Below are 26417 nucleotides of genomic sequence, written 5' to 3' on the forward strand. Positions count from 1 at the left end.
GGGGCGTGATGAGGAAAACGAAAAACGTGAATTCAATTCGGCCAAATCGGGCTTAAGCGGCGAGGGCACCACGACAATCGCCTTGCTTCCCGAGGGAGCAAACGTGCGTCTTTCCCGCCTAGTACGGAGCCGGGCGTCCGGAATCGAAATCGAATGGCTCTAAACTTCGGATGCTCGCTGACGCCGCGCAGCGACACGAAAACGGTGAACGTAAGCACCACGTCCAGAATCGAATTCGAATCCTTCCAAACGTTGTACGCATGCAAACGCAACTGCTTCGCAGTCTATCCGGCGCGGTCAAAGAGCTGGTGCTGATGTAGGTGCGGAGGGCCGCGATTCAAGGGGGCGGAATGTCGAGGTAGGCATTCCTCCAAATCACCACTAGCGACGTTTTGCTCCCTGCACGATAATCTACTGGGGCCGATGGACACCAGTGAGCATGACAAGGCAAGAGATTATTGATCGACTGCGATCTCAACGAGATCACTTCCTCGACGAAGTAGCTGAACTCGAAAGCGGAAAATTGACCCGCCACAGAATTGAGGACACTGGCGCTGTTGACATCTCGAAAGCTGAAGCCGCTGATCTAAAAAAGCGCGCTGAAAATCTAAGTTCGATTATCGAGGCATATGAAAACCGCACTCTATGATCTAATGCGGATGAACTGGAATCGGGTTTTGCGTGTTACTGGATGGGCAATTCTCGCATATTTCTGCGGGATGCTCATATATTTGTTTCTTTGCTACAACGGCTCTGTTGGGAGCAAGTTATTTATGTTGGCGGGCATTCTGGCGATCATCTATGTTGTGACTAGCGATTTTCATGACCAGTTTGCCAAATGGCTGGCAAGGATATTCACTGCTCTAAAGTGACCTCTTTTTTTGAAGAAACTTGTAATGGCCTATTATAATTGTCAGTTGGCTTGATCCGATCTGGACATCTCGGGTCGCTGCTTCAGTAAAACTAACTGTCATCCCCGGCCGAGCGCTTGAGCGCAGCGAAAAGCGAGAGGGGAAGGGGACCCAGGTGGTTGAGCTTTTGAGGGGGTGAAGGTGGGGTCGTGCCACATCGCTTCCGGCGAGTATTTCCACCTGGATCCCCTTCCCGTCGCTGGCCGAATACGCTGTCGCTATCGACCGCTAGCTCCGCCGGGGAGTGTGTGTCACCGCTGCGTTCGCTTCGCCGAAGACACCACCATAGTGCGACCGCACGCACCAGTGGCTGTCCCGCGCACGGCCATATACTGGCGCTATATCGGGGGGCGGCTGATGTGGAATTTGGGAAAAGCATACCTTGAAATCGGATGGGACTCTTCGCGCGAGAGGCCGAGCGTCTTCACCATCCTGGGCATCGTTATCGGATCCGCTCTTCTGTTCTTGGCGTCCCTAATTGTCTGCTCCTTGTTGTTTCGTGGTTTCATTCCCGAACAGATCAAAGGCGGGCTCTATACGAAAGGGTCTGGTCTTTACCGGGTCCTTCCAATTTTCCTTTCTGTTGCCCTGGGCTTTCTGCCCGTCCTCATGCATTTGCGCCGGAAGCTGAACTGTTCGTTCGCCGACGCCTTCCTCGGCAAGAATAGATTGAATCTGCCTTGGTTTTTGGGGACCGTTGCCGTGACCTGGGCCACGTATGCTTTGGTTGAGATGTCTTTCGATCCCGGATTTCGCTGGGCGTTTCCGAGTGCAGACCAAGTCATTTTGATACCGTTCCTCCTGGTCGCCATCCTGTTTCAGTCGATGGCGGAGGAACTGTTTTTCCGCGGATATTTCAGCAAGGCGCTCTATTTTTTCGGTCGCAGCATTGTTCCGGTTTTTGTCGTAAGCCCGGTCTTGTTTGCGCTGTACCATCAGCAATTCAATCCTGTGATGCTCCTGTACTACGGCGGGGTTGGCGTCTTTTATTCGTATGTGTCGTTGCGCACGGGCGGCCTGCAAATCTCGACGGCCCTTCATTTTTCCAACAACAGTTTCGCCGTGCTTGCCGGAAGTTTGGTGAATCCTGCGAGCCTGTCCAACCCGCAACTGCTTCAGGTCGGGCTGGTTCGGGCCGTTCAGATCGTGGTGACCGCACTGCTGCTCGAGGCGGCGTTGCGCTTTTGGGGAATGCGGGAGCGCGTGTCTGACAATTCCATCCCACCGGCGATGTGCGATCTCAGGTCCCGGTGAGTGCGCCAGCCAGACGAGATGGAGCTCCGGCCATGAGACGCGCGTTTTAATGCACTACGCCGCTAGCTCTGCCGGGGATGACAGTTGAGATTGCGCTGCCCGCCTCACTCCCTGAGCGGAAATGCCGTCGGGGGATGTCCGCTACCGTCACTGTAACAAGATCGTGTGAGGCATCGCCAGCGGTGTCGCCTTCGCCGGGGACGCGGCCTAATATCGGCGGCGCATTGCAAGGCGGATTCGCATCATGGGCCGTCTGCATTTGAGCCGTTCGGCGGTGCTGGTCTTGCTTCTCGTCGTGCCTGCCTCCGCCGCGCCGGTCCGATACTCTGAGGTATTGCAATGAATGGAGAGCCTCGCGCACCCCGTCTCGCGGTCCTGATCGATGCCGAGAATACGTCCGCCCGCATCGTGCAAGGTTTATTCGAGGAGATCGCCAAGATCGGCGAGGCGAGCGTTCGCCGGATTTATGGAGATTTCTCCGACACGCGACTGAAGGCTTGGGTCGACGTTCTCGCCACCCACGCGATCATGCCGCACCAGAACTTCGCCTATACGTCCGGGAAGAATGCGGCGGACATTGCGCTGGTCATCGATGCCATGGATCTCTTGCATGGCGGCTTGTTCGATGGCTTCTGCCTCGTATCATCGGACAGCGATTTCACCAGGCTGGCGGCCCGCATCCGCGAGCAGGGCGTCGATGTCTATGGCTTCGGCGAGCAGAAAACGCCGACAAGCTTCGTGCGCGCTTGCCGGCGGTTCGTCTATACCGAAAATCTCGCGGCCGGAGCGCCCGGTTCCGATCACCCGGAGCAAGATCGCATCAAGGCTGCGCCGAAACCGGTTGCCAACGCGACCTCTCTCATTCGCACCGCCATCGCGCAACTCGAAAGCGACGATGGCTGGGTTTCTTTGAGCCGCATCGGGGCCCGATTGTCCATTCTTGCGTCCGACTTCGACGCGCGCAACTACGGCCAGCCCAAACTCGTCGATCTGGTCAGTACCTGCGGCGCCTTCGATGTTCGCCGGAACGACAGAAACGAAGTTTTCGTGCAGGTGAAGCCCAAGCCGGGCAAGGCGGGTTCGAGCAAGCCGAAACCCGCCCCGAAAAAGTAAGGCCGCCGCCTCACTCCCCCATGCGGAAATTGGTGATGGATTTCTGCGTCAGGGCGATATTCTCGAACGTGACGGTGTTGCCGTTACCGACCGGCGACTGGGCGCTGACGCCGAGCCAGAGCTTGGCGGGGTAGTCGTTCTTGAACAGGCGGATGAGCTGCCATTTCTTGGCGTCGAGCGAATAGTAGAAGCCGACCGTCTTGGTGTCGGACGATATCTTCATGGTGACGGACTTGGCGGTGACGACGTCGTGGTTGTTGTCGTCCGAGGTGCCGGTGGTCCGCACACTGACGATGCGGATGCGGCCGTCTTCGCTGCGCTCCATCGCGAACTTGAGCCACAGATCGTCTTTCACCCAGATGTAGGTCGCCCCGGCATCGTAGGTGGCGTGGAATTGCGGCGTCACCTTCGCCGTCAGAGTGAAGGGCTTGGCGTTGTCGATCTCGGTCAGCAGCACCGGCGCCGTGCTGTTGGAGAGCTTGCCGTCGGGATCGATGAAATTGTCGCGCTTGGCGTCGCTCTTGAGCGTCAGGCGGCCGTCGGTAACGCTGGCGTTCTGGGCCGCGCCGTTGAGCGCGCGCGTGAAGGTAATGCCGTCAAGCGTGATGGTCATGGCCGTGTCACCCAATTGCTGTGCCTGCGCCGCAACCATGCTTCCAAGCAAGAGCAATGCGGAAAGCGAAAACTTCATGGCGGAATTTCCCCTGTTGAGTGCCGGTTGATATTGGCGCTGCGGTTTATCGATGGGCCGCGATTGTGCACGTCCGGCGGACGCGCGATTGGAGAAACGTGCGGTGATGTCAGGCAACACAGATGTGCCTGTCATGGCTGTCATCCCCTGCGAGCAGGGTTGTGTAGCAATCGCCGTGCGCTCGCTCCGCCGGAAAGCTATCGTCTTGCTTTGCGCTCCCGCAGCAGTCGGCGCAAGCGGTTGATGGCTTCAGTGTTGCGGATCTGGATGCGGTCTTTTTCGGGATCGCCGGTGAGGCGTTCGTCGGCCAGCACGATTTCGAGACCGCCGCCGGAATTGGTCTTCAGCCGCAGGATGGTGCGCTTGCCGATCCACAGCTCGGCCGGTTTGTCGGCGCTGAGCGCGGCATAGCGTTCGGCCTCTTCGTCGGGCAGGTTTTCGGCCCATTGCTCGTAGAGCTGGCGGTCGTCGGTCTCGGTCGGCAGCGTCTGGCGCTCGATCTGCAGCGTCGAGATGTCCTGCCAGAAATATTCGTCGAGCGTCTCGTTGATGACCTGGCCGGTGAGGAGACTGAGGTCGCACTGATAGGCGATCAAATGATCCTTGGTGAGATGCAGCACGGTGAGGCAGGGCGGCGTGAAGCGGGTGACCTTGTCCCGACCGACCTTGACCTTGAAGCGCCAGCGCTGGCGCAGGGTGCCGTCGTCATGGCTGCGGCGGATCGCCAGATGCTGGAAACGGGGCAGACCGGCGAACACGATCGGATCGTTGGGCGCGATCAGGCCGGGCGTGGTGGCCTTGACGTCGCGCCCGATCCGCTCGATCAGGGCCGCGAAGTCCTCCTCGCGCCACAGATCGATGTCATCGTCGTCTGCCCGCCGCGAGCGTTCGTCGAACGACACCCAGGCGATGGCGAACAGCACCACCGTCAGGACCGCCGCCGCGACCGTGCCGTAGAACGAGATCGCGAACGCCGCGAGCGCGATCATGATGGCGAGGCTGACCCCGCCGCCGGCGGCATAGGTCCACGGCGGCAGGCCTTTCTCCGGCGCGAAATACTGCCGGATCATCGCCCGCTTGGCCTGCTCGTCGTCTTGTTTCGGGCTCAACCAGCCCATTGCCCCCTCCGCAAACTACTTTTTTGCCTCGCAGCTCCCCGTGCCGCGGACATAGACGCGCGAAGCGCGGAACGCGTCGTCGTCGTCGGTGCCGTCGATGGTTTCGGTCATCACCGCGCCGTCGGCCGACAGCGTGCGCATGGCGGTGGCGCGCACGAGGCCTTTCGACACCACGACGTAGCGATGATCGTCGACGCGCAGGAAGGCGAGGCTGCCGCCCGCGCCGTCGGCATGATCGCCGCCGTCGAACGCAAACATCCCGTCCTGATGCTGCAGCTTGCCGTCGGCAGCGACGCGCACGGCCGTCATGCGAAACTTGCCGCCGCCGAGATCGTCGAGGCTCACCGCCGCGCAGACGTCGCCGCCGGTCGAGCGCGACGGATCGAGCGTGAAACTGCCGAACACCGGATCGTCGGCGAACGCCGGCGCCGCGACGAACGCCAGCGCCGCCAGAAGGCTAAAGCTTCGCCTCGATCGGCACGCCCGGCTGGTTTTTCGACGAGTGGATCGACAAGGCCGTCTTGACGCTCGCGACATTTTTCTCCGCCGTCAACACTTCCGTGATGAAGCTCTGGAAGCTGGACAGGTCCTTCGCCACGATTTTGAGGATGAAGTCGACTTCGCCCGACAGCATGTAGCATTCGCGCACGTTCGGCCACGAGCGTACATGGTCCTCGAATTCCTTGAGATCGCGATCGTGCTGGCTGTTGAGGCCGACGAAGGCGAAGCCGGTGACTTCGAAGCCGAGCGACTTGGCGTCGAGATCGGCGTGATAACCCTGAATGTAGCCGGCCTTTTCCAGGGCCCGCATGCGGCGAAGGCACGGTGGCGCCGTGATCTTGGCGCGGCGTGAGAGTTCGACGTTGGTGATGCGACCGTCGGCCTGAAGTTCGGCCAAAATCTTGAGGTCGATGGAATCGAGCTTGTGGTGCTCCAAGGGGCTTCCCCGAAATATTCTGTCTCGGCGCATTTGTACTCCGGGAACCGGGGTAGACGCAATAATATGTCGAGAACCGCCTCGCCGCAGGTACAGGGTGTTGCGGGCACTCCTGGGTTGCCCCGGCTTGACGTTTCAGGGGCCAATCCCGATATCACGCGGGGCTGTCGGAACCCTGAGTCCGGCGTCAACGAGAGCGTAGTCCATGCATTCCAAAGTCATCATCCTGGGCAGCGGTCCGGCCGGCTGCACGGCCGCGATCTATGCGGCCCGCGCCATGCTCGATCCGGTCGTGATTGCCGGCCTGCAGCCCGGCGGCCAGCTTACCATCACCACGGAAATCGAGAATTTCCCCGGCTTCGCCGACCCCATCCAGGGGCCCTGGCTGATGCAGCAGATGGAAGAGCAGGCCAAAAAGCTGGGGACGAAATTCGTCACCGATGTCATCACCGCGGTGAACCTCAAGAAGCGCCCGTTTACCCTGACCGGCGACTCCGGCGAGACCTACACCTGCGACACGCTCATCGTCGCCACCGGCGCCCAGGCCAACTGGCTGGGGCTGCCGTCCGAAACCAAGTTCCAGGGCTCGGGCGTATCGGCCTGCGCGACCTGCGACGGCTTCTTCTACCGCGGCAAGAAGGTCGCAGTCGTCGGCGGCGGCAACACGGCAGCGGAAGAAGCACTGTTCCTGACCAACTTCGCCAATGAGGTGACGCTGGTTCACCGTCGCGACGCGTTGCGCTGCGACAAGACCAATATTTCCCGCCTCGAAGGCCATCCCAAGATCAAGATCGCCTACGGCTGCGAAATCGACGAAGTGGTCGGAACCGAGAACCCGAAGGGTGTTACCGGTGTCGTTCTGACGGATAAGGCGACCGGCGCCAAAAAGACCCTGGAGGTCGACGGCGTTTTCATCGCCATCGGCCATTCGCCCGCCACCGCCTTGTTCAAAGGTCAGGTGAAGATGGACGAATTCGGCTATATCAGGACGGCGCCCGATTCCACTCAGACCAGTGTGGCCGGCGTGTTCGCGGCGGGCGATGTGAAAGACCACACCTTCCGCCAGGCGGTCACCGCGGCCGGGATGGGTTGCATGGCGGCGCTGGAGGCCGAGCGGTTCCTGGCAGGGACTCTCGAGCCGGCGAAATTGCGGCCGTCGAAGCCGGCGGCGAAGGCGGACACGAAAGCGACCACAGGGTCCAAGTGAAGAGGTAGGGCATGGATTGGGACAAGCTGCGTATCTTCCATGCGGTGGCCTCCGCAGGAAGTTTCACCCATGCCGGTCAGATGCTGACCTTGAGCCAGTCGGCGGTCAGCCGCCAGATCAGCGCGCTCGAGGAAGAGATCAACACGCCGCTGTTCCAGCGCCATGCCCGCGGCCTCACCCTCACCGACGAAGGCGAGATGCTGTACGCGGCCGTCTCCGACGTTCTGGCGCGGCTCGCCCAGGCCGAAGAGGCGCTGAAGAACGTCCACGACGCCCCGCGCGGCTCGCTGAAAGTGACGTCCACCCACGGCATCGGCTCCTACTGGCTGGTACCGCGGCTCGCCAATCTCATGAAGGAATGCCCGGAACTCGAACTGCATCTGGTGCTGGAAGACCGCGAACTCGATCTCTCCCAGCGCGAAGCCGACGTCGCCATCCGCATGCGCGCGCCGGTGCAGGCCGACCTGATCCAGCGCAAGCTGTTCACCGTGCACTATCATGTATATGCGACGCAGGCCTATCTCGACGCCGCCGGCACGCCGCAGCGCTGCGAGGATCTGATTGACCATACCGTCATTTCCTACGGCGAAACCGCGCCGAGCGAAGTGCGCGACATCAACTGGCTGGCCGATCAGTGCAAGCGAGCGGGGCGCTCCGGCGGCAAAGGCCGCATCATCCGGGTGAACAATGTGACGGGCGTGCTCAATGCCGCGCTGGCCGATATCGGCGTGGTGTCGATACCCGACTACGTCGCTGCGCAATATTCGCAGCTCATCCGCATTCTGCCGGAAATTCCCGGACCGAGCTTCGACGTGCATTTGGTTTACGCGGATTCCTTGCGCCAATCCAAGCGCGTAGCGGCGTTCCGCGACTTCCTGGTGCGCGAAGCCAAGGATTGGCATTACTGAATCGTAAGACGCCTTGAAACGGCGTTTTTCGCACCTATCTGAGAGTCACGGCGCTCCTTCCCCCCAAGGACTGCCGGCGGCGGGTCCCCCGCCGCGAGAGCTCTGGGCGGCGCCCCCGCCGCCCGGCTCGGCTCGCGCCCCCAACCACGCGAGCGATCCCAAGCTGAATTGCCGGAGCGCCCCCCCGCTCCGGCAATTTTTTTCGTATTAAGTGGGAGCCCCGCGATTCGCCGTGGGGGACCACTAGGGCCGTTGCGCTATATGGCGGAAAGCCATTTCCGCTTGCGCTTCATGGGAGGTTTCTCGATGTCGTTTTGGAAGAATTTCACCCGTCTCGCCGTTGTGGCCGCGCTGGGCGTTGGTCTTGCGGGCTGCGGCATCAACAAGATTCCAGCCCAGGACGAAAAGGTGAAAGCCGCCTGGAGCGAGGTGCAGAACCAGTATCAGCGCCGCGCCGATCTGGTGCCGAACCTGGTCAACACGGTGAAGGGCTACGCCAAGCAGGAATCTTCGGTTCTGACCGCGGTGACCGAAGCGCGCGCCAAGGCGACGCAGACCGTGCTGCCGGAAAAGGTCGCCACCGATCCCGAAGCCTTCAAGCAGTACGAAGCGAGCCAGGCACGTTTGTCGGGCGCCCTCGGACGGCTGCTCGCGATCAGCGAGAATTATCCGGACCTCAAGTCGAACCAGAACTTCATCGCGCTGCAGGCGCAGCTCGAAGGCACCGAGAACCGCATCACGGTGGCCCGCCGCGACTACATCCAGGAAGTCCAGGCGTTCAACACCATGCTGCGCACCATTCCGATGCGCTGGACGGCCTCGATCTTCTATCCGGAGCTGAAGCCGTATCCGACCTTCACCACCTCCGAGAAGAACCAAAACGCACCGACGGTGCAGTTCTGACCTCTCCCGCTGCGGCCGGGGTTCGCTCCGGCCGCGACGGGTAAGGGAGAGGGTTGCCAATGTTCAAACACTTCCGCAGCGTCGCTGCGTTCTTCGTGGTCGCCTTGTTCGCGGTCTTCGCGACGGCCTCCGCGAATGCCGCACTCCAGTTCCCGCCGCTCACCGGCCGCGTCGTCGACGACGCCGGCATTCTGAGCGAGCCGGCCAAACAGAAGCTCACCGCCTATCTCGCCGAGCACGAACAGCAGACCGGTCATCAAGTGGTGGTCGTCACGCTCAAGGATTTCGGCGGCACCGACATCGCCGATTACGGTTATCAGTTGGGACGCGCCTGGGGCATCGGTCAGAAGGGCAAGAACAACGGCGTCCTCATCATGGTGGCGCCGAACCAGCACCAGACCCGCATCGAAGTCGGTTACGGCCTCGAAGGCGATCTCACCGACGCGCAGTCGAAGCTGATCGTCGAGAACTTGATGCTGCCCGCGTTTCGCAAAGGCGATTACGACGGCGGCATCCTCGCGGGCACGGTGAATGTGCTCAGGACCATCGGCGGCAATCCCACCGGGGCGGAGGCTATTCCGCGGCCGCAGCGTGACGAAGGTTCGCCACTCGGCGCCTTCCCGATCATCCTCATCATCATCTTCTTCGTCGTGTTCGGGCGTCATCTGTGGCCGCTTCTACTGCTCGGCGGCTTGGGCGGCGGCGGCGGACGCGGCGGCTGGGGTGGTGGCGGCGGTGGTTGGGGCGGCGGTTCCGGCGGCGGATTCTCCGGCGGCGGAGGATCGTTCGGCGGCGGCGGCGCATCGGGGAGCTGGTGATGCAAAAACTGAACGACGCACAACGTGCGAAATTGAAGGAAGCGCTCGAAGCGGTGGAGAAGCGCACCTCAGCCCGCGTGGCGGTGACGACGGTTCCGATCAGCGACAAGTACAAGCTCTATCCCGCGCTCTACGGCGGCCTCGCGGCGTTCCTGATGGGCGCGGTGCTGGCGATGTTCTTCCCGCACTTGCCGCTGCGCGAAGCCTTCCTGATCGTGGTGGTGGCGGCGGGCGCGGCGACGTTCCTGCTCGACTTCTGGCCGCTGCGCCTAGCGGTGGTGCCGCGTCACGCCAAGCTGTGGGAGTGCTGGGAACTGGCGCACCGCGCCTTTGCCTCGCGCGTCCTCGCCCAGAACGACCGCAAGACCGGCATCCTGTTGTTCGTGTCGCTGGGCGAACGCTACGTCGAGGTGGTGACCGACCGCGACGTCGACCGTCATATTCCGCAAAGCGTGTGGGACGCGATCATCAAGGACTTCCTCGCCGAAGCCAAACAAGGCCGCGTCGGCGAAGCGCTGCCCAAGGCGGTCGAAGCCTGCGCCGGCGCCCTGTCCGAGCATTACCCGCCGGCCTGACCTGTCGCACTAGTTTGTACCGCCCGTTCCGGCGCATGCGGGCTATGCGAAACCGACTCTTTGAGCCACTAGGCGGCACTTCCCACCTTTAGGGGAGTGTTGCAGCACGTGGGGTCATGCGTATGCGTATCGGGGCAATTGCGGCTTTGGCGGCGGTGTTGATGGGGACAGCGGCGTTTGCCGACGACCAGGGCGGCACGCTGCAATATCCCAGCTCGTATTTCGAAGCCGCCCGGCCGCAGACCGCCTACGACATGATCGCCCGCGTTCCGGGGTTCGTGTTCGACGACGGCAAGTCGGCACGCGGCTTTGCCGGGACGGCAGGCAACGTGTTGATCGACGGCCAGCGCCCCACCGCCAAGACCAACGACCTGCAAGCCATCCTGCAGCGCATTCCGGCGAACGACGTCGAGCGCATCGACTTGATCCGCGGCGGCGCCCAAGGCATCGACATGCACGGCCAGTCGGTTGTCGCCAATGTCGTGCGCAAGAAGACCGCCTCGACCCAGATCGTCGTCGATCTCACCAACGATATCTGGACCGACGGCCACATGGTGCCTTCGGCCTCGCTGCAAGTGACCCACCGCACCGGCGCCAGCACCTACGAATTCGCGCTCGAGACCTCGACCAGCTACGACGATTCCGTCGGCCACGGCTTCTACAACGTGACCGACGTCGCCAGCGCCGCCACCACGCATTACGACATGCGCTACAAGAACTGGGGCATCGGCTGGATGAGCACCGGCGCCGCGACGGTTCCGTGGCTGGGCGGCGAGTTCAAGGCCAACTACACCTACCAGGACACGCCGGACCAGTCGCATTACGCCTATTTCGGCAGCGCCGGCGATTACGCCATCACCGACAGTTCGGGCACCAAGAAGGGCGAGATAGGCCTGCATTGGCAGGGACCGCTCTCCGGTGTCGAACTGGAAACCCTGCTGCTGCAGCGCTTCGGCCGCGACACCGACAATCAGGTTCAAACGATGGTCGGGGACAACGAAACCTTCTGGCAGCGCAATCGCACGATGGAGAGCATTGCCCGCGCCATCGTGCGCTATCGTCCCGATGCCGATCTGACGATCGAGAGCGGCTGGGAAGGCGCTTACAACCAGCTCGAAGGCACTTCGACCTATGTCGTCAACGGTGCGCCGGTCGATTTGCCGTCCGGCAATGCCCGCGTCGACGAAAAGCGCACCGAGATGTTCGTCCAAGGCATGTGGACGATCACGCCCGAGTTCAAGCTCGAGACCGGCTTGCGGTTCGAATACTCGGTGATTTCCGAAGGCGCGATGAGCCGCGAGTTCTTCTATCCCAAGCCGCGCGTTCTCTTCACCTGGACGCCGATCCCAAATACCCAGGTCCGCCTGCGCGCCGAGCGCGTTCTGGGACAATTGGATTTCTCCAATTTCGTGGCGTCGAGCAGTCTGTCATCGTATGGCGTCACCGGCGGCAATCCCAACCTGGCGCCCGATCGCCATTGGCAATACGAACTGGCGTTCGAACGCCACTTCTGGGAAAAGGGCGCGGTGTCGCTGTCCTTGCTGCACGAGGATATCTCGGGCGTGCTCGACTACATTCCGGTGTTCGGCCCGTCCGGTCATTTCGATGCGCCGGGCAACATCGGCGGCGGCCACCGCAACGTGATCGATTTCGAAACCGTGCTGCCGCTCGATGGTATCGGCCTTCCCGGCGGGCGCCTCAAGACCTCGACGATCTGGCGGCTGACCGGCGTGCGCGATCCGGCCACCGGTGAAGTCCGGCGCATTTCGGCCGAGCGGCCGCGCGTCTACAAGGTTTGGCTCAGCCAGGACATCGAAAGCCTGAAATCGACCTGGAGCGCGTTTCTGTTCACCGGCTGGAACGAAGGCTCCTACCGGCCCTTCATGCGTAACGAACGCAAGGTCATTCCCACCTATATCGAACTCGAATGGGACTACAAGCCGAGCGCGAACTGGATGGTTGCCGTCGCCGCCAAGAATGTCGGCCGTTTCAGCTACGAAAATGTCTCCCAGTTCTATTCCGGTTTGCGCGGGACCTCGGGGCCGAATGAAATCACCGATTTCAAGGTGAAATCGCAGGCGCGGCTCTATGTCGAAGTGCGGCGGACGCTGTAGCCGCGCGCCTTCAGGATGCGCAACAGCACCGCGGCGGCGAACGCCCAGGCGGCGCCGAGGCACCAGCCGGCAATGACGTCGCTCGGCCAATGCACGCCGAGAAACACGCGCGAAAAGCCGATCATCAGCGCCAGCAGCGCCGCCACCGTGAAGGCGAGCACTTTGACGGGGCGGGCGGGATCGAGGCTGGCCACGATCACGGCGAGGAGGAAATAGGTGGCGGTCGCGGTGGTCGAATGGCCGCTGGGAAAACTCATCGAGGTCGGCAGGTCGCCGTACACCGCAAAGGTCGGCCGCACCCGTTCGTAGAAGTTCTTGAACAGTCCGCTCGAGATTTGCGCCAGCACCACCGAGCCGGTCAGCACCAGGGCTTCGAGGCGGTGGCGGTAGGCGAGAAGGGCGATCACCGACATCGCCATCACCAGCACCAGAAGCGTGATGCCGCCGAGCGCGGTGACGTCGCGCATGCTTTCGACCAGCCAGTGCGGACCGATCGCCTTGTGCGGATCGCCCGCCACGCGCAGCGCGGAAATCACGGCGCGGTCGTAGGCATCGAGTTCGCCTTCGTGCATCTCGTCGGCGATGCCGAGAAATCCCCAAACCGCCGCCGCCGCCGCGATCCAGACGGCCAGCACGGCGGTTTCGATGCGGGGGAGGCGGGAGAACATTTCATCCTCAATCAGCGAGACGGCCCAAAAAAGTAGCGGACGGGTCGTCCCGTCCGCTACCGCGTTTCACATCGCTGTCGGCGAATTAATCCGCCTTGGCGTCTTCCTTGGCTTTCTTGCGGTCGGCGACGATCTGGTCGGCGACTTTGCCGGAAAGTTCCTGCAAGTGGTCGAACTCGACATCGAACGTGCCAACGCCTTGAGTGAGCGAGCGCAGCTCGATGATCAGATTGCTGATTTCGTTGCGCGGCATCTCCGCCACGACCGTGTCCCAGCCCTTCCAGCCTTCGCGGGCATCATAACCGAGAAGCTGGCCGCGCCGTCCCGACACCACCGCGTTGATCTTCGAGGTCGTCTCGTTGGGCACGTGGATGCGCACTTTCATGATCGGTTCCAGCAGCACCGGCGCGCACTGGGGCATGCCTTCCTGCATGCCGATGCGGGCCGCGGTCTGGAACGCCGCGTCCGAAGAGTCCACCGTGTGATAGGAGCCGTCCGTCAGCGTCACCGACAAATCGACCACGGGGAAGCCCAGCGGACCTTCGTCCAGATAGGCGACCACGCCCTTTTCCACCGACGGGATGAACTGCTTCGGCACCACGCCGCCGACGATCTCGTCGATGAAGGCGAAGCCGGCGCCGCGCGGCTGCGGCTTGATCTCCAGCACGCAATCGCCGAACTGGCCGTGACCGCCCGACTGCCGCTTGTGCCGTCCACGGATCGTCACCGGCTTGCGGATGGTCTCCTTGTACGGAACGCTGGCCGGCTTGGTGTTGAGCTTGAGGCCGTAGCGGCTCATCAGCTTGTCCACCGCCACGCGCAGGTGGATTTCGCCTTGGCCGGCGAGCGTCATCTCGTGCAGTTCGGAATCCTGCGCGAAGCGGAGCGAGGGGTCTTCCTCGATCAGCTTGGCAAGAGCCGCGGTCAGCTTCACTTCGTCGGCGCGATTGGCCGTCTGAATCGCCAGTTTGTAGACCGGCGTCAGGATTTCGATTTCGGCCTTCTTCGGTGGCGCCTTGCCGGTCGAAAGCGTCGTGCCCGTGGCAATGCCTTCGAGCCGCGCCAGCGCGACCGTCTCGCCCGTCTTGGCTTCGGCGACCTTGGTCGTGTTGGTGCCGACGACCTGCGCAATGCCGCCGACGCGGGTTTCTTCGCCGTCGGGGGTCTTGAGCACGGCGCCGTCCTTCAGCGTGCCTTGCATGACGCGTGCGATCGACAGCTTGCCGCCGCGTTCGGAATAGACCGTCTTCAGCACCTGCACGGTGGTGTCGGGAGCCGCCGGAATGCCGAGCCGCTTGGCCGCGACCGACACGTCGGGACTGTCATGGCGCAGCGCCTTCATCAGGCGGGTGATGCCCTGACCGCGTTCGGCCGAGCCGATGAACACCGGCACGACCAGACCTTCGGAGAACTCGCGTTGCAGGTCGCTGAACACTTCTTCGCGCGCCGGTTCCTGATCGGAGAGTAATTCCTCCATCAGGTGCTCGTCGTAATCGGCGAGCTTTTCCAGCATCGAGTAGCGGGCCTGCTTTTCCTCGTCCTGATCGTCGATGTCGACCTGCTCCGAAGGCTTGCCCTCGCGGTAGGCGAAGGCGCGCTCGAGCGCGAGATCGATAAAGCCGGTGATCTGTTCGTTTTTCCAGATCGGAATCTGGCGGAGCAGCAACGGCGTGTCGCTGGCATCCTGCAGAGCGGCAAGGATATCGGTGAGGGTGCCGGTCGCCTTGTCGATCTTGTTGACGAACATCATGTGCGGGATCTTCAGGTCCGCCAGCCGCTTCATGTACGGCTTCAGCATCTGGACCTTGGCCGGTTCCGGCTCGATCACCACCACGGCGGCGTCGATGCCGGGAAACGTGAACAGGCTATCCTGCAAAAACTCGATGGAACCGGGGCAGTCGAGGAACGTGAAACTCTGATCGATGAAGGTCGTCGTCGCGCAGTTGATTTCGACGCTCATCTGGCGCGCCCGCGCTTCCGGGCTGGCGTCGCCTACCGTGTTGTTGGCCGAGACCGAACCCTTGCGGGCCGTCGTTCCGTTGGCGAATAGAACGGCTTCGAGCAGCGTGGTCTTGCCGGAGCCGTATGGTCCTACCAGGGCCACGGTACGTGGCCCTCTTCCTCCATTTGCACTCGACATTATTGGCCTCCTTCGGACCCCGCTGAAGAAGGGTCCGGGGGGGCGCGGCGGGCGCTGGTCCCGGTGACTGGGCCGCGTCACGCGCCCCGTTTTGGTCTTCGAAGCCTCGCGCCGAATCCCCCGCTTTGGCAAGGGGCTCACGGTGGGGTTGCGGAACTTATCCCGACACCTTTGCCGCAGGCCGGAAAACCTTAAGCCCTCTATACTGTCGCCGTAGCCGAACCCAGAGGTCTCAAGTGACCGAACGCGTGACCCCGGAGCGCTCCACCCACCCGGTATTGTTCCTTCTGATGTTCGTACCGATGGGGATCTCCAACGGCTTCGTTACGGTGACGCTAGGCTTTCTGCTGCAGGCGGTGGGGGTGGGAACGGCCGCCATCGCGGTCCTCGGCAACTGGTCGCTGGTGCCGCAGAATTTCAAATTCGCCTTGGCACCCCTGGTGGACGCGACCCTGACCAACAAGGCTTGGTACTTGATAGCCGCCGCGGCCACCGGCGGCCTCGTATTGGCCACGGGGTTCATCCCGGTGAGCGCCTCGAACCTGACGATGCTTACCGTGTTCGTGTTCCTGATCAGCATCGCTTCGGCTCTCACCGCCCTCGCGGCGGACAGCATCATGGCCCATGCCACCACGCCCGAACAGAAAGGGCAGGCGGGCGGCTGGAGCCAAGCCGGCAATCTCGGCGGTTCGGCGATCGGCGGCGGTCTCGGGTTGTGGCTCGCCCAGAACCTGACGCCTGGCGGCGATGCGGCGATCGGAGCCTGGCTCACGCGTCATACCGGCATTGAATGGTTTGCGGGGGCCGGACTGTGGCTGGGCCAGCACGTCCAGTCGACCGTGATCGGCAGCTTCGCCGTCGGACTGATGTGCCTGTCGACGATCTTTGCTCTGTTATATGTGCACGAACCTCCGGCCGAGCATCGTGCGCCAAGCTTCGTCAACAGCATGATCAATGTCGGCAAGGACGTCTGGACCCTGGTCAAATCGCGCAAGGGCCTCGTTGTCTTCGTGGCGATGTGGCTGCCGATCGGCGCCGCGGCGATGACCCAGCTGTGGGCGGCGGTTGCCTCGGATTGGCACGCCTCGGGCAATTGGGTGGTGCTGATCAACGGTTTGTTGGGCGGCATCATCAGCATGGTCGGCTGCATTGCCGGCGGCTGGATCTGCGACCGTGTCAGCCGCATGACCGCCTTCAACGCCTTCAGTATCCTGACCGCGCTATTGGCGCTGGCAGCGGCGTTCTCGCCCCGCACCCAGGCGATGTACATCCTTTATGTCGGGCTTTATCAGCTCGCCGCCGGATTCTGTTATGCGTCCTGGGGCGCCGTGGTCCTCGAGGCGATCGGCAAAGGTGCTGCGGCCACGAAATACAACGTGCTCGCCGGCATCGCCAATTTCCCGATCCAATACGTGGCCTATCTCGACGGCAGCGCGCACGACGCGAAGGGATTGTCCTGGCTGCCGCTGGACGGTGCCGGCCGCATGATGTTGACCGAAGCCATCGTGCCCATCATGGGCACGTTGATACTGATCGGCTTCTGGCTGCTGACCAAGCCGCTCTATCGCGGCAAGGCTACTGTTTGATCAGCAGGCCGAACAGTTTCGGCAACGGCTGGCCGTGTTCGCGGGCGAGGTGGGCGAGCGAATCGCTGGGTCCATCCACCGGCACGCCGGCGGCCTTGAGCTTGGTCACGGCTTGATCCGCGGTCATGCCGAGGGCCGGCGCCGAGGTGGAAAGCGGTACGTCGGCAACGCGGTTCACCACCATCCAGGGGCCGCCGCCGTGTCCGCCTTCGCCGCTGCCCGAGGGCATGGCCATGACGGTGAGCGCAATGAAGACAACCCCGAGGCCGCCGACGATGGCCATGCCCGGCAAGGATGACATGATCTTCTTGATGCCCGGCCAGTTACGGACGATGTGCATCACCATGGCGGCCACGAAGGCCACGCCGATCCATTCGTGAATCTCGCCGACCTCACCGCGAATGCCGAACAGCAGCATCAGTCCGGTGACGGACACCGCGATGCTGGTCACGATGCTGAGGGGTGTGGCGTACTTCTTCAGGAATTCCATAGTGGGCTCCGGAAAGCGGGTAGGTCGATTGAACGGCCGACCATACCCGTTTCCGTTGCGCCAATTTTGTCGGCTCACGCCGAAATGAGGTGCCTTACCGTTATTTAAGCCCGGCGGTGAACCGCTGGATGCGGCGGCAGGCTTCTTCGAGCAGGCTGTTGGAGGTCGCGTAGGAGATGCGGAAGAACGGCGACAGGCCGAACGCCGCCCCGTGCACCACCGCCACGCCTTCGCCTTCCAGAAGCGCACCCGCGAAGTCCTCGTCGGTCTTGATGACCTGACCCGAAGGCGCCGTCTTGCCGATCAGGCCGCGGATCGAGGGATAGACGTAGAACGCGCCTTCCGGCTTGGGGCACTCGATGCCGGTCGCCTGGTTCAGCATCGAGACGACCAGATCGCGCCGTTCCTCGAACGCCTTCTTGCGCACCGGGATGAAATCCTGCGGGCCGTTGAGGGCTTCGACGCTCGCCCATTGCGAGATCGAGGTGGCATGGCTCACCGACTGGCTCTGCAGCTTGGCCATCGCCTTCACCAGCGGTTCGGCGCAGCCGCAGAAGCCGACGCGCCAGCCGGTCATGGCATAGGCCTTCGACACGCCGTTCATGGTCAGGGTGCGTTCGTAGAGGTTGGGCTCTACCGCCGCGATCGTAGCGAACTTGAAATCGCCGTAGACGAGATGCTCGTAGATGTCGTCGGTCAGCACCCAGACCTGCGGATGCTTGAGCAGCACGTCGGCCAGCGCCTTCAACTGGGCGGCCGAGTAGCACGCGCCGGTCGGATTGGAGGGCTGGTTGAGGATCAGCCACTTGGTCTTGGGCGTGATGGCGGCGTCGAGCTGTTCCGGCGTCAGGCGGAAGCCGTTTTCGAACTTGGCCTCGACGATCACCGGCTTGGCCCCGGCCAGGGCCACGATGTCGGGATAGCTGACCCAGTAGGGCGCCACGCAGATGACCTCGTCGCCGGGGTTCAGGGTCGCCATCAGGGCGTTGTAGATGATCGCCTTGCCGCCGGCGGCCACGAAAATCTGGCTGGGGGCATAGTCGAGCCCGTTCTCGCGCTTGAACTTGGCCGCCACGGCCTTGCGCAGTTCGGGGATGCCCTCGACGGCGGTATACTTCGTTTCACCGCGGCGGATTGCCGCAATCGCGGCTTCCTTGATGTTGTCGGGGGTATCGAAGTCCGGTTCGCCCGCCCCAAGGCCGATCACGTCGCGCCCGGCGGCTTTAAGTTCCCGAGCCTTCTGGGTGACGGCAATGGTCTGCGACGGCTGGATACGTCCCAGCGATTCACTCAAAAATCCCTTCGGCAGCGGCGCCATAGCTTCCTCATTTCCAGGCCGGCGGCAGCAAAGCGCCTACACGGCAAGTTCGCAAGAGCACGTTAGAACCATTCACGGTTGTTACGCTTTCTAAAGCTTTGTAAGCATACCATCCGCGTTAGGAGGAATAGCGGTCATGCGCCGGTTTGCAATCCTTCTGATCGCCGGACTTGTCCTTGCAGGCTGTTCAAAATCTCACCAAGCGCCGAGCGGCCGCTGGATAGGTCATTTCGAATCGCCTTCCGTCATGGTGGTGGCGTGGCTTGAGATTTCGCCGCAGGGCGACGTCCGGGTCAGCGCTCCCGATTTGCTGGAACCGGGCGAGCTGAACGACGAGCAGCGCGCCGTCGCGCATCGTCGGCTGGCCAACGAATTGTACGACGGGTGGGGCAGTGTCCAACCGCGCCGCTACGACTTTGACGGCCACATCTTCCGCAAGCAGGGCGGGGTCGCGCCGCAGATGGAATGGAATCCCCACACCAAGCAGATGAAGCTGGTGTTCTATTTCGGCATGCAGCGCTCGATGCATATCGCGATGACGCCGGTGAAGGAATTCACCGACGATCCGTGGCTGGGCGAATAGGCGGCCGCAGAACGGCTTCCGGCTCCGCGCACATCCATGCGTTGCGCGCTTCGAAGCGTTTGCCGGGACGACAGCGCGCGCGCCGTCACTTCCACTCGTGAAATGCGAAGAAGGCCGCCGCGGCGAGAAGCGCGAAGGCGACGATGTGATTCCATTTGATCGCTTCGCCGAGATAGAAGGTCGAGAACACCGCGAACACCGACAGCGTAATGACTTCCTGCATCGTCTTGAGCTGAGCCGCCGAATAGACGGTGTAGCCGATCTTGTTGGCCGGAACCGCCAGACAATACTCGAAGAACGCGATTCCCCAACTGATGGGAACGATGATCCATATCGGCGCCGACGGAAACTTGAGCTGGCCGTACCAGGCGAAGGTCATGAACACGTTCGAACACAGCAACAGAAGGACAGGCGCCACAAACGGCCAACGCATTACCGATCACCCATTTCTAGTAGGCGGCATACACATCGAAACGAACGCCTCGCACCGCCGCCTATTTGGTCACGAGACTGCTAACGCCGCCGCGTTGGGACAGGTTGTTACAAATTCGGCCCCTCACGGTCTTCCGTCTTCCGCCCCGCACCTACAATCTGTCTGCGTACCGCACAACGCGGTTTGAGACGCCGTCGCAGAAGCAAGCCAATTGTCGGCCGGCCAAGCGACGTCGAGGCTGTGCTTTCATCGGCGCTCCACCACGCAAGGCACAGTCAGTTAAAGGGCGGTCGGATTCATCGGGGTCCCCAAGACCGGTTGTTTCCGGCCGCCCGCCCCATTTCCCGCCTGATTTAATGATTTGGCCATTTTCCCGATGAGCCTTGAGAACATTTGGACAAACCCATGCAATATCGGCATGGCACGGTGTAGTTCCGCCAAGCTGCGGTAGGGCGTCGGGCAAATCTGCTGTACGTCTGAAGCGATTCTCTGCGGCTTCCGCGGTGACAAGGAAAATTGTCTTGTTTGCCGCGGGTCAGAGAAAGATGTTGTCGAATGGCCGGGGAAACCCATATTGACGGCCTAGGGCGAATTTCGGGCCAGCAAGCGAGCAATTCTCATGAAAATTCTGTCGAACAGTGTTTCCGTCCTGGCATTGGCGCTGGTTCTCGGCGCATGCGCGACCACGCCGCCGCCGACGGTCAAACCTGAAGATATGCCAAAGGCTTACCAGGCACCTGTGCCGGATACCCAGCAGCAGGTCACAGCCGATTGGTGGAAGAGCTTCAATTCCCCGGAACTGACGGCCTTCATTGAAGAAGCCCACAAAGGCAATCTTGACCTTGCGACGGCCGCCGCCCGCCTCCAGCAGATGCAGGCGCAATACGGCAGCGACATCGCCAATATGATCCCCTCGGTGCAGGCCAGCGGCTCGGTCCAGCAGAATGGCAGCCACATGACCATCGGCGGGCGCCGCGACGGCATCATCAGCAACTCGTACTCCGCCGGCGGCAGCGCCAGCTACGAGCTCGATCTCTGGGGCCGCAACTACAACGGCATGCGTTCGGGACGCGAGAACGCCCGCGCCGCGGTCTACTACCAGGACACGGTGACGATCACGACCAACGCCAACGTCGCCAACGCGTACTTCACGGTGCTGGCGCTGCGCGAGCGGGTCGACGTCGCCCGCAAGAACATCGAAGCCGCCAAGCGCATTCTGGCGATCACCCAGGCCAAAGTGTCGAACGGCGTGTTGTCGAACCTCGAACTGGCGCAGCAGACCGCCCAGGTGCTCGGCGAAGAAGCCAATATTCCGCGCCTCGAAGAACAGGAACGCGAAGCCCGCAACGCGCTCGCCATCCTGCTCGGCCGCATGCCCGGCACGCTGAAAATCGAAGCCACCAATCTCGAAGGCCTTGCGGCGCCGGCGGTGCAGGCGGGCATTCCCGCTACGCTGTTGACGCATCGTCCCGACGTCAAGCAGGCCGAATCGAGCCTGATGGCGGCCCATGCCGATCTCGACGCGGCGCGCGCGGCCTTCCTGCCCGGCGTCAGCCTGACGGCCGGCGGCGGCTGGCGCAGCGACGATTGGGACAAGTTCATCAATCCCGAAAAGCTGGTGTGGAGCCTCGGCGCCACCGTGGTGCAGGCCATTTTCGACGGCGGCAAGCTCACCTCGCAGCGCGACTACTACAAGGGCCGCGAAGCCGAACTGCTCGCGTCCTATCGCACCGCGGTGCTCAACGCGCTCAACGACACCGAGACCCAGCTCGGCAGCGTTGCGTCGTATTCCGAACAGGAGAGGCTCACCACCGATCAGGTCAAGAACGCACAGGAAGCCTTCCGCATCTCCGAACTGCAATATCGCGAAGGCGTGGTCGATCTGTTGACCGTGCTGCAGGCGCAGCAGACGCTGTTCTCGGCGCAGGACGCGCTGATTCAGATCAAGCAGGCGCGGCTGCAGTCCGGCGTCGGCCTCTATCGCGCGCTCGGCAGCGGCTGGGACGTCACGCAGGACGAGGACAAGTCCCTGCGTAACACCTTCATTCCGGTGCCGGATCTGACCGATCTGCCGATTCCCAATCCGGCCAACATTCCGGCGGCGCTGACATTCTGACCGCCCGATTTGCTCGCGTGAAATGGCCCGCCGTCGTGCGGGCCATTTTTTTTGGCCCATTCCCTCACGGCGGATTCATGCAACGCGGTTGCGCGGCCGGACGTTTCCAGGGGCCTGGAAGCGGGACTGGCAGACCGCTAATGTCCTCTCGGATGGGAGCTGGATGACAAACCCTTGGTTTCACCTCGATCGCAGCGGCGGGACATTGCGCCTGACGGCCGGCGGAGCGTGGACCGTCTATCACGCCGGCATCATCGACGCGGGCTTGCGCCGTCTCGAGCCTGACGGGGCGCCGATCGTCGAAATCGATGCCGGACAGGTCGAGGCGCTCGATACCACCGGCGTCTGGCTGTTGTTGCGCACCAGGACCCAACTCGCCAATGCGGGCGCGCGCATCGCCGCGTTCGAAGTGCCCGAGCATTACCGGCCGCTGTTTCAGGTGATCGAAACCGACACGCCGCCGCCGCCCGCGGTGGTGAGGACCAAAGACACGTTCGCCGACTTTTTCGAGCGCATCGGACGCGCCACGCACGAAACGCTAACCCAGGCGGTGGGCATTCTCGGTTATGTCGGCCGCATCACCATCGAGTGGTTCAAGGCCGTCACCCGTCCGCAGCGCCATTTCCGTTTCACCGCGACGGTGCGCCAGATCGAAGAAGTCGGCATCAATGCGCTGCCGATCGTCGGACTGTTGATGTTCCTCGTCGGCGTGGTGCTCGCCTATCAGGGCTCCGACCAGCTCAAGAAATTCGGCCTCGACATCTTCACCGTCAACGCGCTCGGCATCGGCGTCCTGCGCGAACTCGGCGTCCTCATCACCGCGATCATCATCGCCGGACGCTCGGGCTCCGCCTTCACCGCCCAGATCGGCACCATGAAGGTGAACGAGGAAATCGACGCCATGCAGACCATGGGGCTCAACGTCGACGACGTCCTCATTCTGCCGCGCGTCACCGGGCTCGTCATCGCGCTGCCGTTCCTCACCTTCTATGCCGATATCGTGGCGCTGATCGGCGGCGCCATCATGTGCTATTTCGACATGGGCATCACCGCGCCGATGTTCGTGCGCCAGCTGCATCAGGCGATCAATCTCGACACCTTCCTGGTCGGTATGATCAAGGCGCCGGTGTTCGCCTACGTCATCGGCATGGTCGGCTGCTTCGAGGGCCTCAACGTCGAGCGCAACGCCGCCTCGGTCGGCAAGCTGACAACGCGCTCGGTGGTGGAAGCGGTGTTTCTCGTCATCGTGCTCGACGCCGGGTTCTCGGTCATGTTTTCGATCCTGGGGATATGAGATGGCGGCGCCCGATCCCATCATCAGCGTCCGCGGTCTCGTCACCAACCTGGGCGGCCGGCTGATCCACGATCACGTCGATCTCGACGTCCGTCGCGGCGAGGTGATCGCCATCGTCGGCGGATCGGGTTCGGGCAAATCGGTGCTGCTGCGCTCCATCGTCGGCTTGATGCGTCCGGCGTCCGGATCGATCCACGTGTTCGGCGAAGACGTTCTGGCCATGGACAACGGCGCCATGCGCGCGCTGCAGCGGCGCTGGGGCGTGCTGTTCCAGGACGGAGCGCTGTTTTCGTCGCAGACCGTGGCCGAGAACATCCAGGTGCCGCTGCGCGAATTCACCGACGTGCCGCAGCCGCTGATGAACGAAATCGCCGCGATCAAGCTCGCGATGGTGGGCCTCGAAGCGGACACGGCGGCGAAATACCCGTCCGAGCTTTCCGGCGGCATGCGCAAGCGCGCCAGTCTCGCCCGCGCCCTGGCGCTCGATCCCGAAATCGTCTTCCTCGACGAGCCCACCGCCGGGCTCGATCCGATCGCCGCCGCCGCCTTCGATGCGTTGATCGCAAGCCTGCAGAAAAGCCTCGGGCTCACGGTTTTCATGGTGACGCACGATCTCGACACCTTGCACGCCATCGCCTCGCGTGTGGCGGTGCTGGTCGACCGCAAATTGAAAGTCGGCACCATCGACGCGGTGCGCGCCGATCCCAATCCCTGGATCCAGGAATACTTCTCCGGACCGCGCGGCCGCGCGGCGATCGGAGCGACGAGGTAGAGCGATGGAAACGAAAGCAAACTACGTCGCGGTCGGCGCCTTCGTGATGACCTGCATCCTGGCGCTGGTCATTACCATCCTGTGGCTCGCCGGCACCCAGTACAGCCAGGAATACGATTACTATCAAACCAATTTCCACGGCGCCGTCACCGGCCTCGGCAAAGGCACGGCGGTGCGCTACAACGGCATCGACGTCGGCCGCGTCGACAATCTGCAGTTCGATCCCAACGATCCGCAGGTGGTGATCGCGACGCTGCAGATCCAGCCCGGCCTCGGCATCCGCACCGACTCGGTGTCGTCGATCGAACCGCAGGGCCTGACCGGCACCTCTTATGTCGAGATTTCCGGCGGCACCAAGAACGCGCCGCTGCTCACCGCCGAGCCGGGCCAGAAATATCCGGTCATCAAGACGGCGCCGTCGGCCTTGCAGCAATTGACGCGCGGCGCGCCGGAACTGCTCGCCAAGCTCAACACCATCGCCGACCGGCTGGCGGCGGTGTTGTCGGACGAAAACCAGAAACACCTCACCAGCACGCTCGCCAATCTCGACAAGACGACGGCGGCGCTGGCCGCGCGCTCGGGCGATCTCGACACCTCGCTTGCCAATCTGTCGGCGGCGTCCAAAGGCCTTCCCGAAACCGTTTCCAATGCCAATCTGGCGATGCTGAAGATCCAGCACTTCGCCGACGACGCCGACGGCTTCGTGCGCGGCGACGGACTGGCGCAGCTCGCAGGCCTGATCTCCGACACCCGCCGCACCGTCACCAGTTTGAACCGCCTCACCGAACAACTCGACCGGCAGCCGACCAAGCTGATCTTCGGCGACCGGCGCAAGGGGTACACACCGCCATGACCAGAGCGTTTTCAGGAAAAGTGGGCACCGGTTTTCCGTCCGAAAACGCGACCCCCAAAAGACTGACGCGCCGCGTGCTGTTCGCGGGGACCTCGGGACTGATCCTTGCCGGATGTGCCGATCTGGTGGGGCCGCCGGCGGCGCCCAAACTCTATACGCTGAATCCGCCGCTCTCCGGTCCGCTCGCCGGTCCGAAAGTGGCGTGGGCCTTGTCGATCCAGACGCCGGACGCCAGTGCCGGGCTGGATTCCGAGCGCATCGCCATCACGCGGCCGCCATCGGGGCTCGATTACTATGCCGATGCGGCGTGGGCGGATCATCTGACGGCGCTGGCCGGATCGGTGTTGCTGGAAGCGTTCGAACGCTCGGGGCGCATCGCCGCCGTGGCGCGCGACAGCGACGCCGCGCGGGCCGATTACGTGCTCAGCGCGGACTTGCGCGATTTCTCCTGCCGCTACGATGCGGGCGAGGGTGCGCCGCTCGCGGTGGTACGGTTCGGCGCGCGCGTGGTCGATGCCAAGAGCCGCAAGATCGCCGCCAGCGCCGTCTTCGCCAAGGAGGTTCGTGCGGCCGCCAATTCGGTCCCGGCCGGGGTCGCGGCATTGTCCGAAGCGTATGGCGGCGTGCTGGCCGAACTGGTGCCGTGGGTTCTCGATCGCGGTGTGCCGGCCGCCTAGACCGCTTCTTCGTGCCGCGACGCCAGCACCGGCGAGCCCTCGGGCACCAGCGCCTGGAAGGCTTCGGGCACGAAGCGGATTTCGGCGGCGGGCGGAAGCCACACCATCTCGCCGTCGAGCAGAGCCGGGATCGGACGGCGGGCGGCGATCTTGAGATCGCGCGTCGCCACCGTGGTCACATTGCCGTCGCGCCGCCAATCGGTGAACAGGCCGCTGAGCGCGAGAGAGAAGGCGTCGCCGAGGTCCTTGGGATCGAGCGCGGCCGCTTCGAGCGCGGGCGCATCGGACGGCATGATGCGCGAGATCAGCGGACACAGCACCGCCACCGCCGTCGCCGCGCCGGTGGCGCCGGCACCGAAATCGTAGCGCACCCGGCGCGAGAAGGTCCGCCGCCACGCCTGGGCGCCGCGCTCCAACGCTTCGAACAGGCTGTGCCGGCGCAGCGCCTCGCGCGCTTCCACCCAATGCGCCGGGGTGCCGAAGATCGCGCCGCAGAAGAAGCGATTGCCTTCCACCTCCCCGCAGCCGATCTGAGCCGCGTGCGGTGCCGCCACGGTATCGTGCAGCGCCTGCTGCCAGGTTCGTTCGCCGTAGAGCGCGCGCGGCAGCATGTTCATGGTGCCGCCCGGCAGGGCGATGAAGTGCATCCCCGAGGCGCTGCACTTTTCCGCCGCGGTGCGGATGGTTCCGTCGCCGCCGAGCACGATCAGCGCTTCCACGCCTGCCGCCGCGACGCGATCGAGCGCCGCCTCGATGCCGCCGCCTTCGACGACGTGAAGTTCCACCAGAGTGACGCCGGCCGCCGCGAGAATCTCGATCATGGTGGCTTCGGCCGCCGCGGTGACGTTGCCGCTGGAGCGATTCAGCACCGCCGCGGTTTTGAGCTTGTGAAGCGCTATCTTCTGTTGAAACATCCGGCCGCTGCCCTGCATTGCTCT

General features: G+C 63.0%; 25 protein-coding genes. 15 read left to right on the top strand and 10 right to left on the bottom strand.

The window, feature by feature from the left end; translation table 11 throughout:
- Positions 1-1268: 1268 nt before the first annotated feature.
- Positions 1269-2165, top strand: a complete 897-nt coding sequence (locus FHS84_RS10280) for a CPBP family intramembrane glutamic endopeptidase (protein WP_166933759.1) — start codon at positions 1269-1271, stop codon at positions 2163-2165.
- Positions 2166-2504: 339 nt separating this feature from the next.
- On the top strand, positions 2505-3278 hold the full coding sequence (locus FHS84_RS10285; RefSeq protein WP_166933761.1) for an NYN domain-containing protein: 774 nt from the start codon (positions 2505-2507) through the stop codon (positions 3276-3278).
- A 10-nt stretch (positions 3279-3288) separates the two neighbouring features.
- Here FHS84_RS10285 and FHS84_RS10290 read toward each other — a convergent pair whose 3' ends face one another.
- From FHS84_RS10290 to FHS84_RS10305, 4 genes are all read right to left on the bottom strand, one after another.
- A complete protein-coding gene (locus tag FHS84_RS10290; RefSeq protein ID WP_166933763.1) occupies positions 3289-3969 on the bottom strand; it encodes a DUF1349 domain-containing protein in 681 nt (226 codons plus the stop codon).
- A gap of 197 nt (positions 3970-4166) precedes the next feature.
- Entirely contained in the window at positions 4167-5087 is a 921-nt protein-coding gene (locus FHS84_RS10295; protein WP_166933765.1) for a hypothetical protein, read from the bottom strand.
- Between the two features lie 15 nt (positions 5088-5102).
- Positions 5103-5492: a hypothetical protein gene (locus FHS84_RS10300; protein WP_166933767.1), complete on the bottom strand. Its 390-nt coding sequence runs from the start codon at positions 5490-5492 to the stop codon at positions 5103-5105.
- 52 nt (positions 5493-5544) lie between these two features.
- Positions 5545-6024, bottom strand: a complete 480-nt coding sequence (locus FHS84_RS10305) for an Lrp/AsnC family transcriptional regulator (protein WP_166933770.1) — start codon at positions 6022-6024, stop codon at positions 5545-5547.
- Positions 6025-6229: 205 nt separating this feature from the next.
- Here FHS84_RS10305 and trxB point away from each other — a divergent pair, with 205 nt between their 5' ends.
- From trxB to FHS84_RS10335, 6 genes are all read left to right on the top strand, one after another.
- The gene (gene trxB, locus FHS84_RS10310; protein WP_166933772.1) at positions 6230-7231 is read left to right on the top strand and encodes a thioredoxin-disulfide reductase; all 1002 of its coding nucleotides are present in this window, start codon (positions 6230-6232) and stop codon (positions 7229-7231) included.
- Positions 7232-7242: 11 nt separating this feature from the next.
- On the top strand, positions 7243-8139 hold the full coding sequence (locus tag FHS84_RS10315; RefSeq protein ID WP_166933774.1) for a LysR family transcriptional regulator: 897 nt from the start codon (positions 7243-7245) through the stop codon (positions 8137-8139).
- Positions 8140-8445: 306 nt separating this feature from the next.
- Positions 8446-9042 (top strand): LemA family protein, encoded by a 597-nt coding sequence (locus FHS84_RS10320; protein ID WP_208393791.1) that lies wholly within the window; start codon positions 8446-8448, stop codon positions 9040-9042.
- Positions 9043-9101: 59 nt separating this feature from the next.
- The gene (locus FHS84_RS10325) at positions 9102-9860 is read left to right on the top strand and encodes a TPM domain-containing protein (RefSeq protein WP_166933776.1); all 759 of its coding nucleotides are present in this window, start codon (positions 9102-9104) and stop codon (positions 9858-9860) included.
- Entirely contained in the window at positions 9860-10435 is a 576-nt protein-coding gene (locus tag FHS84_RS10330) for a TPM domain-containing protein (protein WP_166933777.1), read from the top strand. Before FHS84_RS10325 ends, FHS84_RS10330 begins: the two co-directional genes overlap by 1 nt.
- A 122-nt stretch (positions 10436-10557) precedes the next feature.
- Entirely contained in the window at positions 10558-12549 is a 1992-nt protein-coding gene (locus FHS84_RS10335) for a TonB-dependent receptor plug domain-containing protein (RefSeq protein WP_166933778.1), read from the top strand.
- Here FHS84_RS10335 and FHS84_RS10340 read toward each other — a convergent pair.
- Positions 12522-13217, bottom strand: a complete 696-nt coding sequence (locus FHS84_RS10340; RefSeq protein WP_166933779.1) for a phosphatase PAP2 family protein — start codon at positions 13215-13217, stop codon at positions 12522-12524. The genes FHS84_RS10335 and FHS84_RS10340 overlap by 28 nt on opposite strands.
- A gap of 85 nt (positions 13218-13302) precedes the next feature.
- Positions 13303-15357 (bottom strand): elongation factor G, encoded by a 2055-nt coding sequence (locus FHS84_RS10345; RefSeq protein ID WP_166933781.1) that lies wholly within the window; start codon positions 15355-15357, stop codon positions 13303-13305.
- Between the two features lie 236 nt (positions 15358-15593).
- Between FHS84_RS10345 and FHS84_RS10350 the strand changes: the two genes are divergently transcribed.
- Positions 15594-16943, top strand: coding sequence for an MFS transporter (locus FHS84_RS10350; protein WP_166933783.1), 1350 nt, complete (start codon positions 15594-15596; stop codon positions 16941-16943).
- Here FHS84_RS10350 and FHS84_RS10355 read toward each other — a convergent pair.
- Positions 16933-17433: a DUF4405 domain-containing protein gene (locus FHS84_RS10355; protein WP_166933785.1), complete on the bottom strand. Its 501-nt coding sequence runs from the start codon at positions 17431-17433 to the stop codon at positions 16933-16935. The genes FHS84_RS10350 and FHS84_RS10355 overlap by 11 nt on opposite strands.
- A gap of 100 nt (positions 17434-17533) precedes the next feature.
- A complete protein-coding gene (locus tag FHS84_RS10360; RefSeq protein WP_166933787.1) occupies positions 17534-18751 on the bottom strand; it encodes a pyridoxal phosphate-dependent aminotransferase in 1218 nt (405 codons plus the stop codon).
- A gap of 136 nt (positions 18752-18887) precedes the next feature.
- On the opposite strand from FHS84_RS10360, the gene FHS84_RS10365 reads away from it, so the two are divergent.
- A complete protein-coding gene (locus FHS84_RS10365; protein WP_166933788.1) occupies positions 18888-19334 on the top strand; it encodes a hypothetical protein in 447 nt (148 codons plus the stop codon).
- An 85-nt stretch (positions 19335-19419) separates the two neighbouring features.
- Here the strand turns inward: FHS84_RS10365 and FHS84_RS10370 are convergent, their stop codons facing one another.
- The gene (locus tag FHS84_RS10370; protein ID WP_166933790.1) at positions 19420-19767 is read right to left on the bottom strand and encodes a DMT family protein; all 348 of its coding nucleotides are present in this window, start codon (positions 19765-19767) and stop codon (positions 19420-19422) included.
- Between the two features lie 619 nt (positions 19768-20386).
- Here FHS84_RS10370 and FHS84_RS10375 point away from each other — a divergent pair.
- The 5 genes from FHS84_RS10375 (at position 20387) to FHS84_RS10395 (ending at position 25479) form a co-directional block, all read left to right on the top strand.
- Positions 20387-21883, top strand: a complete 1497-nt coding sequence (locus FHS84_RS10375; RefSeq protein WP_166933792.1) for an efflux transporter outer membrane subunit — start codon at positions 20387-20389, stop codon at positions 21881-21883.
- Positions 21884-22046: 163 nt separating this feature from the next.
- A complete protein-coding gene (locus tag FHS84_RS10380; protein ID WP_166933794.1) occupies positions 22047-23177 on the top strand; it encodes an ABC transporter permease in 1131 nt (376 codons plus the stop codon).
- A 1-nt stretch (position 23178) separates the two neighbouring features.
- On the top strand, positions 23179-23949 hold the full coding sequence (locus tag FHS84_RS10385; protein ID WP_166933796.1) for an ABC transporter ATP-binding protein: 771 nt from the start codon (positions 23179-23181) through the stop codon (positions 23947-23949).
- A 4-nt stretch (positions 23950-23953) separates the two neighbouring features.
- A complete protein-coding gene (locus tag FHS84_RS10390; protein WP_166933798.1) occupies positions 23954-24802 on the top strand; it encodes an MlaD family protein in 849 nt (282 codons plus the stop codon).
- A complete protein-coding gene (locus FHS84_RS10395) occupies positions 24799-25479 on the top strand; it encodes an ABC-type transport auxiliary lipoprotein family protein (RefSeq protein ID WP_166933800.1) in 681 nt (226 codons plus the stop codon). The genes FHS84_RS10390 and FHS84_RS10395 overlap by 4 nt, the downstream gene beginning before the upstream one ends.
- Here the strand turns inward: FHS84_RS10395 and FHS84_RS10400 are convergent.
- Positions 25476-26393: a diacylglycerol/lipid kinase family protein gene (locus FHS84_RS10400; RefSeq protein ID WP_166933801.1), complete on the bottom strand. Its 918-nt coding sequence runs from the start codon at positions 26391-26393 to the stop codon at positions 25476-25478. The genes FHS84_RS10395 and FHS84_RS10400 overlap by 4 nt on opposite strands.
- Positions 26394-26417 lie beyond the last annotated feature (24 nt).

The sequence above is a fragment of the Rhizomicrobium electricum genome, from assembly GCF_011762045.1.
GTDB lineage: Bacteria > Pseudomonadota > Alphaproteobacteria > Micropepsales > Micropepsaceae > Rhizomicrobium > Rhizomicrobium electricum.